Here is a 13,635-nt window from a genome sequence, read left to right on the forward strand (position 1 = left end):
CCCGGAGCTCACCGGACATTGCCTGATCCACACACCGAACTCACGAATCCGCCTGTATCCGGTAAATGAAAGCGTTCCACGATTTACGCTGACGTGAGCGGGAGGCGCTGGTCAACGATCACGGGGGCCGTCTTTTGGCACCACGGGAAACGGAGATGTCATGGCTTTACTTTTCTGCCGCCACAAAACGGCACAGTAGGTCGTAGTGGATACGCGAACAGTGGGAGTGGAAGAGGAATTCATCCTCATCGACCCGACCAGCGGGCGGCCTCGCGCCGCCGCCGACGCCGTGCTCCGGTTCGGGCGGCGCGGCAGTGACGTGCTGCTGCAGAGCGAACTGCAGAGCGAACAACTCGAGACGGGCACCCGCCCGTGCTCGTCCATGACCGAACTCGCCGACCAGATCCGCACCCAGCGCCACCTCGCGGCGGCGGCGGCCCGGAACCAGGGCGTCGCGATCGCCGCGCTCGGCACCTCGCCCCTGCCGGTACGGCCGACGATCACGCCCGAGGAGCGCTACGTCCGGATGGCCGGGGAGTACGCCCTCACCGCCGCCGAGCACCTGATCTGCGGGTGCCACGTCCACGTCGCGGTCGAGTCCGCCGAGGAGGGCGTCGCCGTGCTCGACCGCATCCGCCCCTGGCTGCCGCCTCTGCTGGCGCTCAGCGCGAACTCCCCATTCTGGCAGGGGACGGACAGCGGCTACGCCAGCTACCGCCGCCAGGTCATGGGCCGCTGGCCGTCATCCGGCCCGACCGAACTGTTCGGCACGGCGGCGTCCTACCGCGCGGCCGTCCAGGAGATGCTCGACACCGGCGCGATCATCGACGCGGGGATGGTCTACTTCGACGCGCGACTGTCCCGCCGGTACCCCACGGTCGAGATCCGGGTCGCCGACGTCTGCCTGCTGATGGACGACGCCCTGCTGGTGGCCGCCCTGGTCGGCGCGCTGGTGGAGACCGCCGCGCGCGCCTGGCGGGCCGGTGAGCCGGCGTCGCCGGTGCGGGCGTCCCAGCTGAGGCTCGCCACCTGGCGGGCGGCCCGGTCCGGGCTCCGGCACGACCTGGTGCACCCGCTCACCGGCCGCCCGGCGCCCGCCGAGACCGTCGTACGGGCGCTGGTCGAGCACACCGCGCCGGTCCTGGCGGAGACCGGCGACCTGATCACGGTGGAAGGGCTCCTGCTCGGCGTGTTCAAACGGGGCAACGGCGCCGAGCAGCAGTGGGAGGTCCACCAGCGGACCGGTGACCTGTCCGAGGTGGTGGCCTACGCCGTCGCCCGAACCCTGGAGTCCTGAGGGCCGGCCGGTCAGCGGAGGTGGCGGCCGAGGAAGGTGAGCTGGTCCGGCAGCTGCCGCTGCCAGAACGCCCCGTCGTGGCATCCGCCGCTCATCGCCCCCTCGGGCCGCAGCCGCTTCCGGAGCCGGCGCGTCATCGGCGCGAACGGGTCGCTGGTGCCGCAGTCCACCCGGACCGGCACGCCCTTCAGCCGGTCCAGCCCGGCGAACACGTCGTTGCGCGCGAAGTCGGCCGCGTCGTCGAAGGCCCGATGGTTGGTCCGGCGGGCGTTGTCATAGGAGGGGAACAGCGCCGGAGAGGAGGCGACGGCGGCGGCCACGCGCGGAGCGCCGGCCGTCTCGGCCAGCAGGAGCGCGCCGTACCCGCCCATCGACCAGCCGAACACGCCGAACCGGTCCGTCGCCGCGCCCTGACGGCGCAGCCGGGGCAGCAACTCCTCGGTGATCATGCCGAGCGGGTCCTCGCCGCTCGCCCGCCGGTGCCAGTACGCGTCGGGGCCGCCGTCCACCGTGACGACCGCGAACGGCGCGACCCCGCGCGTACGCACCACGTCGGTGAGGTACCGGTCGAACCGGAGGCCGTTCGCGGCCGACACCGCCGAGCCGCCGTTGCCGTGCAGCGCGACCACGACGGGGAGGTGCCAGAGCGACCGGACGCCGGCGGGGAGGACGACGACGGCCGTGACGTCGGTCCCGCGCCGGCGCGAGGTGAAGGTCTGCGGCTGGACGACGCCCGGTGTGCGGGGCGCGTCCGGCAGGGAGCCGCAGCGTCCGAGGGCGCGGTCGAACCCCACCTTCCCCGGCAGCACGTCCTCCTCGACGAGGGCGGCGCCGAGCCCTCCCGCGACGGCGACCGCACCGACCCCCGCCCCGCCGAGCAGGAAGGCACGTCTGGACACCATCGGACCCGCCTCTCGCCGACGCCTCTGCGAAAGAGACGTCCGCCGGCGTCCCGAAGTTCGCCCGGAGGGCACTCTGGGATTTCCGTCCGCACCTCGGCCGGAACGGAAACCCCAGGGGCTCTCTCTCCGGCGCCGGGGGCGGAAGGCGGCTCTCCCGGCGCTTCCGTTCCGGCACCGGGGGCGGAAGGCGGCTCTCCCGGCGCTTCCGTTCCGGCACCTGGACCGGGAGGCCGATCCCCCGGGGCTCGCGTTTCGCCGGCGGGGCGGCCGGTCTTCTCAGTCCCGCGGGCGCGGGGTGCCGTCGGGGTTGGTGTCCGGTGCGTGTTCGTCGGTGAGTCCGGCCTCGCGGGAGGCCGTTCCGGGGCGGGTCTCGACGCCGGACAGCGGGTCGCCCTGCCGGGTGCCCTCCGCCTCGGTCTCGTACCCCTCCCCCGCGCTCATCGTGCCGGGCACCACGCGCTCCTGGGGCCGGCTCTCGTGGCCGGAGTGGGCGCCCACGCCACGGTCGCGCTCCGGCGGATGGTCCCTGCCGGTGTCGCTCATGGTCACTCGCCTCCTTGGGTCTTTACCTGCGGCCCTTCGCGGCGCTGCGTGTACCCGCGAGAACCGGGTGGAAACACCGGGTGACGGTCAGGCCGTCCGGGCGGCGTGGGCGTGGGCGTGCACGTCACCGGCGTCGGGCACGGCGGCGCGTACGACGCGCTCCACCTCGGCGTTGATCCCGTCGGCGTCCAGGAGGCTGAGGCCGTCGTCGAGGCGCGTCTCGACCTCGACGGCGAGGGTGCGGCCCATCCAGCGCGCCCGGACCTCCGCCGCGCCGACGCCCGGAACCCCGGCGGCGGCCGTCCGCGCGGCCTCCACATGATCGGGGTCGACGCCGTCCATCAGACGGTGCACGAGGTCGCGCGTGACCTCCACGCCGACGTGACAGATGAACAGCGTGACGGCCAGCCCGGCCACCGGGTCGCCCCAGCGGTACCCGGCGGCCACGAGCGCGAGGCCGATCAGCGCGCCCAGCGAGGAGATGGCGTCGAGCCACGAGTGCTTGGCGTCGGCGATCATCGTCGCCGACCGGATCCGGCGGCCGACCCGCAGCTTGTAACGGGCGACGAGCTGGTTGCCGACGATGCCGAGCGCCGCACCGACCATGCCCACCGCGGCGTCCGTCGTCCGCGCGCCGCCGACGAGCTTGTGGTAGCTCTCGTATCCGGCGAACAGCGCGCTGGCCCAGATGACCAGCGCCACTCCGAGCCCGGCCAGGTCCTCCGCCCGCTCGTAGCCGTACGGATAGCGGGCCGTCGCGGGCCGCCGCGAGATCCAGAACCCGAGGAACACCACCGCCGACGTCGACACGTCCGACAGGTTGTGCAGGCCGTCGCCGAGCAGCGCGACCGAGCCGGTGACCAGGGCCAGGGCGATCTCGATCAGGGCGGTCACCGACAGGCCGGCGGCCGACACGGCCATGGCACGGTTCGCCGCCCTCCGGTCGGCGGTCTCGTCACGCTCGACGGCGACGGCGGATGTCACGGCGGCGCACTCTCCTTCTCACGGGGCGTGGTCGGTGGCGTGCCCTCATGATACGTGATCGCGTGAAGAGGTGTTCACGCGTTCACCGTGGTTACCATGGCGGCATGGGACACGGCGTTGACGGACGAAGGACCCCGACCGGGCCGATCGACGCCGACCTGGCCAAGAGCGTCGCCGAGACGATGCAGGCGCTCGCCACCCCCAGCCGGCTGCGCATCCTCAGCCGGCTCCGGCAGGGCCCGTGCTCCGTCGGCGAGCTCGCCGACTCGATCGCCATGGAGCGCTCGGCCGTCTCCCACCAGCTGCGCTACCTGCGCCACCTCGGCCTGGTCACCGGCGACCGCCACGGCCGCAGCATCGTGTACCAGCTGTACGACAACCACGTCGCCACGCTGCTCGACGAGGCGGTCAGCCACATCGAGCACCGCCGCCTCGGCGTCACCGACCGCCCCCGGCCCGACGCCGCCACCGCCTGACCGCAGCCGCCACCGCCCGGCCGGATCTGCCCGCTCAGCGAGCCGCCCTGCCCGATCTGCCCGCCTGACCGCAGCCGCCACCACCCGGCCGGATCTGCCGGCTCGGCGGGAGCCGCCCGGCGCGCGGCGGGAGCCGGCCCGAGGCGGCTCAGGCGGCCGCTGACAGGCGGGCGGCCAGGAGGGCGCGTCCTTCGACGATCAGCCGGTCGACCTCCCCGGCGTCGTACCACGCGCCGTACGGGTGCCCGGCGACGGCCAGTTCGTGGAGGTGGATGAGCGAGCCCACGCTCCGGGACAGCCGGTGGCACGCCCATTTCACCGACGTCTCCGCGTTCGCCGCCGCCAACATGGCCGGGGCGTCGGCGATCTGCTCCGTGATGGCGGCGCGGTTCGGCGCGAGGCCCGGGTCGGCGAGGAGCCGCGCGGCCGGCGCCGCGGCCGCCGCATCGTCGCCGGCCAGCCGGTGGATCCGGGCCTCCAGCGCGTTCATCGTGACGACCGGGGACCAGATGTTGTAGTTCGGCGACGCGCCCGGCACCGGCACCGTCGAGGTCACCGACCGCAAGATGTCCAGCGCCTCGGCCTCCCGCTCCAGCGCCCAGAGATACCTCGCCAGGTCGGCCTCGTCGTACAGCTCCTTCATCCGGGTGTGCGACCACCGCCGGGCCAGCGACGTCTTGACCTTGGCGAGGTGGCGGTTGGTCTCTCCGGCGGGAGAGGCCGCGGACGGCGGCGTCACGGACGTAGCGCTCTTGGGCATGACCGAATTCTGACGCCCCCCCGCCCCGCCCCACGCCGCGCCGACAGGCGGCGGCGTCGTTGTGCCGAGGGTCTTCGTCGTCCCGGCCACCGAAACCCTCGGCGTTCCGCGATCGATCTCCTCTTGAGGCTACCCCCCTGGGGTATGTTATGGTCGCTCGCATGCCCTACCGGGGGTGGGTATAGGTTGAGGACCGGCCGGAAATCCGGTCACGAACGACGTACAGCGTGTGAGGAGAACGAGATGACGACGACCGAGTACAAGGTCAAGGGCATGACCTGCGGGCACTGCGTGTCGGCCGTGACGGAGGAGGTCAGCGCCATCGAGGGCGTCACCGACGTCAAGGTGGATCTGGCCTCCGGTGTCGTCACCGTCTCCAGCGCCGCCCCGGTCGAGGAGCAGGCGGTGCGGGACGCGGTCGACGAGGCCGGCTACGAACTCGTGACGTCCTGACCCTGAACGACGAGCAACGAAGGAGACCAGCATGAACGCACCGGCCAGGCTCGGGGTCTTCGGGCTCGGGCTGGCGGTGGTGTTCGGCGCGGCGATGGGGGCCGGTCACCTGACCGGCCCCGTCGGGGCCGAGACGAAGCCGAGCGCCGCACACGGCGGCATGGAGCACCAGGGCGCGCGCCACGGCGGCCACGCGAGCATGCTGCCGGGCGGATTGCTGGTGTCCGACCGGGGTTACACCCTCACCACCGTCCCCGCCGCGACGGGCACGTTCGCGTTCCGGATCACCGGGCCGGACGGGCGGCCGGTGACGGCGTTCGACACGCAGCACGACAAGCGGATGCATTTGATCGTCGTGCGCCGGGACCTGTCGGGGTTCCGGCACGTGCATCCGACGATGGACGCCGACGGCACCTGGCGGGTCGCCTCGCCGCTGAGCGGGCCGGGCACCTACCGCGCGTTCGCCGACTTCAAGCCCGCGGGCGGTGAGCCCCTCACCCTCGGGATCGACACCGCCGTCGCGGGCGACGCCGAGCCGCGGGCCCTGCCCGCGCCGGCCACCACCGCGACCGTCGACGGTTACACCGTCACGCTCACGGGGACACTGGTCGCGGGCCGTTCGAGCCGGCTCGACCTGGCGATCAGCCGGGACGGCAGGCCGGTCACCGACCTGCAGCCCTACCTCGGGGCGTACGGGCACCTCGTCGCGCTGCGGCAGGGCGACCTGGCCTACCTCCATGTCCACCCGGACGGCGAGCCGGGCGACGGGACGACCAGGCCGGGGCCGACGGTGACCTTCCACGCCGAGGCGCCGTCCGCGGGCGCCTACCGCCTCTACCTCGATTTCCAGCACCACGGCGCGGTGCACACCGCCGAGTTCACGGCCGTGGCGAAGGAGGGACGATGACCAGCACCACGAGCGCGGCACCCGAACGCGTCGAGCTGACGATCGGCGGGATGACCTGTGCCTCGTGCGCCAATCGCGTCGAGAAGCGCCTGAACAAGCTCGACGGCGTGACCGCGACGGTCAACTACGCCACCGAGAAGGCGAGCGTCAGCTTCGAACCCGGGATCAGCACCGACGATCTGATCGCCCAGGTCGAGAAGGCCGGCTACACCGCGAGCCTCCCCGCCCCGTCCGAGCCGGCCGAAGCCGAGGAGCCCGCGGAGGACGCCCCCGTACGTGCGCTGCGCGACCGGCTGATCGTCAGCGCCGTGCTGGCCGTTCCGGTGATCCTGCTGGCGATGGTCCCGGCGCTGCAGTTCCGGTACTGGCAGTGGGCCTCGCTGACCCTCGCCGCGCCGGTCGTGGTGTGGGGCGCGCTGCCGTTCCACCGCGCGGCGTACAAGAACCTGCGGCTCGGCGCGGCGACGATGGACACGCTCGTGTCGCTGGGCACGATCGCGGCGTTCGGCTGGTCGCTGTACGCGCTGTTCTTCGGCACCGCCGGGGAGCCGGGCATGCGGCACCCGTTCGCCCTCACCATCGAGCGCGTCTCCGGGACCGGCGAGCTGTACCTGGAGGTGGCCGCCGGGGTGACGGTGTTCATCCTGGCCGGGCGCTACTTCGAGGCGCGGTCCAAGCGACGCGCCGGGGCCGCGCTGCGGGCCCTGCTGGAGATGGGCGCCAAGGACGTCGCCGTGCTCCGGGACGGCCGCGAGGAGCGGGTCCCGATCGAGCGGCTGACGGCCGGTGACCGGTTCGTCGTACGGCCCGGCGAGAAGATCGCCACGGACGGTGTCGTCGTCGAGGGCGGTTCGGCGGTGGACATGAGCATGCTCACCGGCGAGTCCGTGCCCGTCGAGGTCGGGGTCGGCGACACCGTCGTCGGCGCCACCGTGAACGCGGGCGGCCGCCTGGTCGTCGAGGCGACCAAGGTCGGCGCCGACACGCAGCTGGCGCAGATGGCCCGGCTGGTCGAGGAGGCGCAGAACGGCAAGGCGCAGGTCCAGCGCCTCGCCGACCGGATCGCCGGGATCTTCGTGCCGATCGTCATCACTCTCGCCGTGGCGACCCTGGGGTTCTGGCTCGGCACCGGCGGCAGCGTCGCGGCCGCCTTCACCGCCGCGGTCGCGGTCCTCATCATCGCCTGCCCGTGCGCCCTGGGCCTCGCGACGCCGACCGCCCTCCTCGTGGGTACGGGCCGCGGCGCGCAGCTCGGCATCCTCATCAAGGGTCCCGAGGTCCTGGAGTCGACCCGGCGGATCGACACGATCGTGCTGGACAAGACCGGCACGGTCACGACCGGCCGGATGACGCTCGTCGACGTGGTGACCGCCGAGGGGCAGGACGCCGCCGAGGTGCTGCGGCTGGCCGGCGCGCTGGAGGACGCCTCCGAGCACCCGATCGCCCAGGCGATCGCCAAGGGCGCCGTACAGCGGGTCGGCGCGCTCCCCCGCACCGAGGACTTCGCGAACGTCGAGGGCCTCGGCGTGCAGGGCATCGTGGACGGCCACGCGGTCCTGGTCGGCCGTACGCGGCTGCTGGCGGAGTGGTCCCAGCACCTGCCCGCCGGGCTCGAACGCGCCAAGGAGGCGGCGGAGGCCCAGGGCAGGACGGCCGTCGCGGTCGGCTGGGACGGCGAGGCCCGCGCGATCCTGGTCGTCGCGGACACGATCAAGGACACCAGTGCCGAGGCCGTCACGCGGTTCCGCGGGCTCGGCCTGACGCCGGTGCTGCTGACCGGCGACAACGAGGCGGCGGCCCGCGCGATCGCCGCCGAGGCCGGCATCGACGAGGTCATCGCGGAGGTGCTGCCCGCCGACAAGGTCGACGTCGTCAAGCGGCTGCAGGGCGAGGGCAAGGTCGTGGCGATGGTCGGCGACGGCGTCAACGACGCCGCCGCCCTGGCCCAGGCGGACCTGGGGCTGGCCATGGGCACCGGTACGGACGTGGCCATCGAGGCCGCCGACCTCACGCTCGTCCGCGGCGACCTGCGCGCCGCGGCGGACGCCATCCGGCTGTCCCGCCGGACGCTCGGCACGATCAAGGGCAACCTGTTCTGGGCGTTCGCCTACAACGTGGCCGCCCTGCCGCTGGCCGCCGCCGGCCTGCTCAACCCGATGCTGGCCGGTGCCGCGATGGCGTTCTCCAGTGTGTTCGTGGTCAGCAACAGCCTGCGGCTGCGCCGCTTCGAGGCGGCGCGCTGAGATGTCGCCGAACGGTCTGGGCAGCGGGCACCACCGGGCGGGCGCTCCGGCGCCGTCGCCGGGTGGGCTGCTGCTCCTGGCTCTGACGCTGCTCGGCCTGTTCGCGATGCACGGGCTGCAGGCCACGACCGGCCCGACCGACACCCACGCGTCCGCCATCGTGGCCATGTCAGGGATGGCGGACACGGACGCCGGAATGCACCACGCGGACGCCGGGGCCGGTCGTCACCGGGTCTCGCCGCCGTCGCACGTCCCGGCCGGTCACCGGCATCCGGGCGGCCAGATGTGCCTCGGACTGCTCGTGATGGCAACGTTGTTGCTCTTGGCCGCCGCCTTCGCCGGCCGCCGTGACGTCGCCGACGGAACGATCCGTCCGATCGGGCGAGGACGGGACTCCCTAGGCCGGGCGCCACCCCGGCCGTCCATCTTCCGGCTCTGCGTGCTCCGACGGTGACAGGCCCCGGGTCCACCGATGACCCGTCCGCGCCTGATCCCGCACGCCCGAACACGGAAGGTCGAAGAACGATGAAGCGTGCTCTCTCCCTGGTCGTCGTCCCGGTCGCCGCACTGACCCTCGCCGCCTGCGGCGGTGGGACGGACCACTCGGCTCACCCGATGAACGGTCACTCCATGAGCCCCGGCATGAGCATGGGCTCGGCCCCGGCGACCGCCGGTCACAACGCCCAGGACGTGATGTTCGCCCAGATGATGATCCCGCACCACCGGCAGGCGATCACCATGGCGAGGCAGGCCGCCACGAAGGCGTCCTCACCCGAGGTCAAGAAGCTCGCCGCCCAGATCCAGAACGCCCAGCAGCCGGAGATCGACGAGATGACCGGCTGGCTGAAGGACTGGGGGGCGTCCACGCCCGCGCCCGGCGGCATGCACATGGGCGAGGGGATGATGTCCGACCAGGACATGAAGAAGCTCGACTCGCTGTCCGGCAGCGCCTTCGACAAGGCGTTCCTGGAACTGATGATCGAGCATCACCAGGGCGCCGTCGCCATGGCTCGGACCGAGCAGGCCAAGGGCTCGAACTCCGACGCGAAGGCCCTCGCCGCCTCGATCATCCGCTCCCAGAGCGCCGAGATCGCCACCATGCGGAACCTGCTGAAGCGGATGTGACCGCCCGGGGTGGCCGACGGACGGTCGGCCACCCGCTCCGGGTTCCGGGTGTCCTCACGGGGCACCACCGTTCGGTGTTGACTTCCTCCCCCTCGTGAACGAGGGGGATTCCTGCGGCTCACGCCGCAGGGTTTCCTGCTTCAACACCGACAGCCCCGGCCGGGACAAGTCCCGGCCGGGGTCTTACACCGGCTCCACAGGCCGACACCGCCAGCCCGGCGGCCAAAATATTCTTCGCCGCGTTCACGTCCCGATCATGGATCGCGCCGCAGCCACACGTCCACGTACGGACGTCAAGAGACATCGCCTCGGCCACGACGCCGCAGGCCGAGCACCGTTTGGAGGAGGGGAACCATCTGTCGACCACGATCACCTCGCGGCCGTACCACTTGGCTTTGTATTCCAGCATGCGCCGGAACTCACTCCACGCGGCATCAGAGATCGCACGGGCCAACGCGTGGTTCTTCAGCATGTCCCGACGGTCAGGTCCTCGATCACGACCACTTGGTTATCGCGGACGAGTCGAGTGGTGAGCTTATGCAGCACATCACGGCGCCGGTCGCTGATCCGCGCGTGGATCCGGGCGACCCGACGCCGGGCCTTGGCCCGGTTGGCCCCATCCGGCTTGGCCTTGCGCGCCAACTGTCGTTGCGCGCGGGCCAGGCGGGCCCGGTCCCGGCGCTCGTGCCGGGGGTTGGTGATCTTCTCCCCGGTGGACAAAGTCAAAAGGTGCTTCAGCCCGGCATCGATCCCGACCGCGTTACCGTTCGCGGGCAGCGGCTGGATGCCGGGGTCTTCGCACAGCAGGGACACGAACCAGCGCCCCGCCGCATCCTGAGACACCGTCACCGTCGAGGGCTCGGCGCCCTCGGGCAGTGGCCGCGACCAGACGATGTTCAGCGGTTCGGTCATCTTGGCCAGCGTCAGCTTCCCGTCCCGGTACCGGAATCCGCTGCGGGTGTATTCGGCGGACGTGCGGGACTTCTTCTTCGCCTTGAACCGCGGATACCCCGCCCGCTTGGCGAAGAAGTTCGCGAACGCCGTCTGCAGGTGCCGCAGCACCTGCTGCAGTGGAACCGAGGACACCTCGTTGAGGTAGGCAAGTTCATCGGTCTTCTTCCACGCCGTCAACATCGCCGAAGTAGCGTTGTAACCAACACGCTCGCCCCGCGACCGCCACGCCTCGGTCCGGGCCGCCAGCGCGAGGTTGTAGACCTTCCGCACGCACCCGAACGTGCGCAACAGCTCCACTGCCTGCGCATCGGTGGGATAGAAGCGGTACTTGAAAGCACGCTTCACACGAGAGGTCGACACAATCAGTGGACTATAACGACAGTGTGTGACCGTGTGCGGGTTTTTCGCGACTGGACGCCGGATCGCCGTGACGGCGATCCGGCTGATCCTCTCCCTGCTCCGCAGGAGTCCGATTCCTCGCCGCCCTGAAGGACGGGGTCTCCCCGGAGGATTCAGATGAAGGGAACGAGATGGGCGCGATCGGTCACGCGCTGGCGATCACCGGGTCGATGACCTGGGAGATCCTCTGGGCGCTGATCCTGGGATTCCTGCTGTCCGCGATCGTCCAGGCGGTGGTCCGGCGATCGACGATCGTACGGCTGCTCGGCGACGGGCGGCCTCGTACACTCGCGACCGCGACCGGCCTGGGCGTCGCGTCATCATCGTGCTCATACGCGGCGGTCGCGCTGGCGCGCTCGCTGTTCGTCAAGGGCGCGAGCTTCATCGCGGCGATGACGTTCGAGATCGCCTCGACCAACCTGGTGATCGAACTGGGCATCATCCTGGCGCTGCTGATGGGCTGGCGGTTCACCGCCGCGGAGTTCGTCGGCGGGCCGATCATGATCGTGATCCTGGCGGTGCTGTTCCGGCTGGTCCTGCGGGAGCGGCTGCTGCGCGACGCCCGTGAGCAGGCCGAGCGCGGCGTCGCGGGCTCGATGGAGGGCCACGCGGCGATGGACATGTCCGTCCGGCGGCAGGGGTCGTTCTGGCGCCGGCTGCTGTCCGGTGAGGGCTTCACGTCGGTCGCGCACGTGTTCGTCATGGAGTGGGCGGCGATCCTGCGGGACCTGGTCATCGGCCTGCTGATCGCCGGAGGGATCGCGGCGTGGGTGCCCGACTCCTTCTGGCGGCACTTCTTCCTCGTCGGCCATCCGCTCGCGGCGAAGCTGTGGGGGCCGCTGGTCGGCCCGCTCGTCGCGGTGATCAGCTTCGTCTGCTCGATCGGTAATGTCCCGCTTGCCGCGGTGCTGTGGAAGGGCGGGATCAGCTTCGGCGGGGTCGTCGCCTTCATCTTCGCCGACCTGATCATCCTGCCGATCATCCTGATCTACCGGAAGTACTACGGCACCCGGATGGCGCTGTTCGTCACCGGGACGTTCTACGCGGCGATGGTCCTCGCGGGCTACCTCGTCGAACTGCTCTTCGGGGTCACCGGCCTGATCCCCGGCGAGCGGCGGGCGGTGGTGATGGAGCGCGGGATCTCCTGGAACTACACCACCTGGCTGAACCTCGGCTTCCTCGCCCTCGCCGCCGTCCTGCTGGTCCGGTTCGTCCGTACGGGCGGAATCCCGATGCTGAAGATGATGGGCGGCTCCCCCGAGACCGAGCACACCGACCACGCCGGTCACGACGCGCACCAGCACCACCACTAGGACGACTCGGCGACGGCGCGTTCGTACGCGGCGCGCAGCAGGTCGGTGGCGCGGGGGCGTTCCGGGTGCGGGCGGGGGACGCCCAGGTGCGCCTCCCGCAGCTCGTCCATCAGGTCCTCCCAGAGCGGCGGGCCGCCCTCCTCGAGCAGCCGGGCCCGGACGGCGAGCCGGGGGGTCGTCGGGCGGTGCCGCAGCCCCCAGGAACCGAGCGCTGCCAGCAGCGGGACCGTCTGGATCCCCGCCTCGGTGAGGCTGTAGGTCGCCCGGCGGCCCGGCCCGGCGTCCTCCTGGGTGAGCAGGCCTCCCGTCACCAGGGACTTCAGGCGGCTGCTCAGGATGTTCGAGGCGATGCCCTCCTCGGAGCCCGCGAGCAGCTCGCGGAAGTGGCGGCGTCCTCCGAAGATCACGTCTCGCAGGACGATGAGGCTCCAGCGGTCGCCGAGCGCCTCCACCGCCGCGTTGATCGGGCACCCCGACCGTGGCCCTTCGCGCATGCCGCCTCCAACCGATTGCAAATCACAACCGCCTAGTCTAGGGTCAGACAAGTGATTGCAGATTGCAATCACCCTTCCAGTCGCAGGAGCCCGCCTCATGTCCAAGGTCCGAGTCCACAACTTCTCGATCTCTCTCGACGGCTTCGGAACGGGCGAGGGACAGAGCCTGGACGCGGCGTTCGGCCACGCCGGCACGCGGCTCCACGGCTGGTTCGTCCAGACCAGGTCGTTCCGCGCGATGCACGGCGAATCCGGCGGCGACACGGGCGTCGACGACGCCCTCGCCCGTACGTGGGAGCCGGAGATCGGCGCGGAGATCATGGGCCGGAACAAGTTCGGCCCGCAGCGCGGGCCGTGGGAGGACCACGACTGGACCGGCTGGTGGGGACCGAACCCGCCGTTCCACACGCCGGTGTTCGTCCTGACCCATCACCCTCGTCCGTCGATCGAGATGGAGGGCGGCACGACGTTCCACTTCATCGACGCGAGCCCCGAGGAGGCGCTGCAGGAGGCGCGAAAGGCGGCCGGCGGGCTCGACGTGCGCATCGGCGGCGGGCCGCGCACGGTACGGGACTTCCTGGCCGCCGACCTGATCGACCACCTGCACGTCGCGATCGTCCCGATCGTGCTGGGCCGGGGCGAGCGGCTGTGGGACGGACTCGAAGGACTGGAGGAGCGGTTCCAGGTCGAGTCGGTCACCACGCCGAGCGGGGTGACGCACGTGACCTTCACCCGCTCCTGAAGCCGTTACCCCGGCACACCAATTCCGGAATCAGGCCCTTTAT

Annotated in this window: 14 protein-coding genes and 1 pseudogene; 9 read left to right on the forward strand and 6 right to left on the reverse strand. The window is 71.6% G+C overall.

The features are described 5' to 3' along the window. Positions 1-205 precede the first annotated feature (205 nt). Positions 206-1,297, forward strand: a complete 1,092-nt coding sequence (locus NDW01_RS08615) for a carboxylate-amine ligase (protein WP_252818538.1) — start codon at positions 206-208, stop codon at positions 1,295-1,297. 11 nt (positions 1,298-1,308) lie between these two features. Here the strand turns inward: NDW01_RS08615 and NDW01_RS08620 are convergent, their stop codons facing one another. From NDW01_RS08620 to NDW01_RS08630, 3 genes are all read right to left on the reverse strand, one after another. Beyond that, positions 1,309-2,199 carry an alpha/beta hydrolase gene (locus tag NDW01_RS08620; RefSeq protein WP_252818541.1) on the reverse strand — a complete coding sequence of 297 codons (891 nt, stop codon included), beginning with the start codon at positions 2,197-2,199 and terminating at the stop codon, positions 1,309-1,311. A gap of 276 nt (positions 2,200-2,475) precedes the next feature. Further along, positions 2,476-2,742 (reverse strand): hypothetical protein, encoded by a 267-nt coding sequence (locus NDW01_RS08625; RefSeq protein ID WP_252818544.1) that lies wholly within the window; start codon positions 2,740-2,742, stop codon positions 2,476-2,478. A gap of 87 nt (positions 2,743-2,829) precedes the next feature. After that, the gene (locus NDW01_RS08630) at positions 2,830-3,726 is read right to left on the reverse strand and encodes a cation diffusion facilitator family transporter (protein WP_252818546.1); all 897 of its coding nucleotides are present in this window, start codon (positions 3,724-3,726) and stop codon (positions 2,830-2,832) included. Between the two features lie 104 nt (positions 3,727-3,830). On the opposite strand from NDW01_RS08630, the gene NDW01_RS08635 reads away from it, so the two are divergent. Further along, positions 3,831-4,202 (forward strand): ArsR/SmtB family transcription factor, encoded by a 372-nt coding sequence (locus tag NDW01_RS08635; RefSeq protein ID WP_252818549.1) that lies wholly within the window; start codon positions 3,831-3,833, stop codon positions 4,200-4,202. A gap of 148 nt (positions 4,203-4,350) precedes the next feature. On the opposite strand, the gene NDW01_RS08640 is transcribed toward NDW01_RS08635, so the two are convergent. After that, a complete protein-coding gene (locus NDW01_RS08640) occupies positions 4,351-4,962 on the reverse strand; it encodes a hypothetical protein (RefSeq protein ID WP_252818552.1) in 612 nt (203 codons plus the stop codon). Between the two features lie 243 nt (positions 4,963-5,205). On the opposite strand from NDW01_RS08640, the gene NDW01_RS08645 reads away from it, so the two are divergent. From NDW01_RS08645 to NDW01_RS08665, 5 genes are all read left to right on the forward strand, one after another. After that, positions 5,206-5,415 carry a heavy-metal-associated domain-containing protein gene (locus NDW01_RS08645; RefSeq protein ID WP_252818554.1) on the forward strand — a complete coding sequence of 70 codons (210 nt, stop codon included), beginning with the start codon at positions 5,206-5,208 and terminating at the stop codon, positions 5,413-5,415. 31 nt (positions 5,416-5,446) lie between these two features. Then, entirely contained in the window at positions 5,447-6,322 is an 876-nt protein-coding gene (locus tag NDW01_RS08650) for a hypothetical protein (protein ID WP_252818556.1), read from the forward strand. Further along, positions 6,319-8,565, forward strand: a complete 2,247-nt coding sequence (locus NDW01_RS08655) for a heavy metal translocating P-type ATPase (RefSeq protein ID WP_252818558.1) — start codon at positions 6,319-6,321, stop codon at positions 8,563-8,565. Before NDW01_RS08650 ends, NDW01_RS08655 begins: the two co-directional genes overlap by 4 nt. A 1-nt stretch (position 8,566) precedes the next feature. Beyond that, positions 8,567-9,019, forward strand: a complete 453-nt coding sequence (locus NDW01_RS08660) for a DUF6153 family protein (RefSeq protein WP_252818560.1) — start codon at positions 8,567-8,569, stop codon at positions 9,017-9,019. Between the two features lie 71 nt (positions 9,020-9,090). Then, entirely contained in the window at positions 9,091-9,690 is a 600-nt protein-coding gene (locus NDW01_RS08665; RefSeq protein WP_252818562.1) for a DUF305 domain-containing protein, read from the forward strand. Positions 9,691-9,744: 54 nt separating this feature from the next. Here the strand turns inward: NDW01_RS08665 and NDW01_RS08670 are convergent. Continuing rightward, a pseudogene (locus tag NDW01_RS08670) lies at positions 9,745-11,004 on the reverse strand (RNA-guided endonuclease InsQ/TnpB family protein). Between the two features lie 170 nt (positions 11,005-11,174). Here NDW01_RS08670 and NDW01_RS08675 point away from each other — a divergent pair. Then, positions 11,175-12,356 carry a permease gene (locus NDW01_RS08675; RefSeq protein ID WP_252818564.1) on the forward strand — a complete coding sequence of 394 codons (1,182 nt, stop codon included), beginning with the start codon at positions 11,175-11,177 and terminating at the stop codon, positions 12,354-12,356. Here the strand turns inward: NDW01_RS08675 and NDW01_RS08680 are convergent. Continuing rightward, on the reverse strand, positions 12,353-12,850 hold the full coding sequence (locus NDW01_RS08680; RefSeq protein WP_252818566.1) for a winged helix-turn-helix transcriptional regulator: 498 nt from the start codon (positions 12,848-12,850) through the stop codon (positions 12,353-12,355). The two genes, NDW01_RS08675 and NDW01_RS08680, sit on opposite strands and share 4 nt — an antisense overlap. Positions 12,851-12,947: 97 nt before the next feature. Here NDW01_RS08680 and NDW01_RS08685 point away from each other — a divergent pair, with 97 nt between their 5' ends. Further along, entirely contained in the window at positions 12,948-13,592 is a 645-nt protein-coding gene (locus NDW01_RS08685) for a dihydrofolate reductase family protein (protein ID WP_252818568.1), read from the forward strand. Positions 13,593-13,635: the final 43 nt, after the last annotated feature.

The organism is Actinoallomurus soli, assembly GCF_024055715.1.
In the GTDB taxonomy this organism is placed as follows: domain Bacteria; phylum Actinomycetota; class Actinomycetes; order Streptosporangiales; family Streptosporangiaceae; genus Actinoallomurus; species Actinoallomurus soli.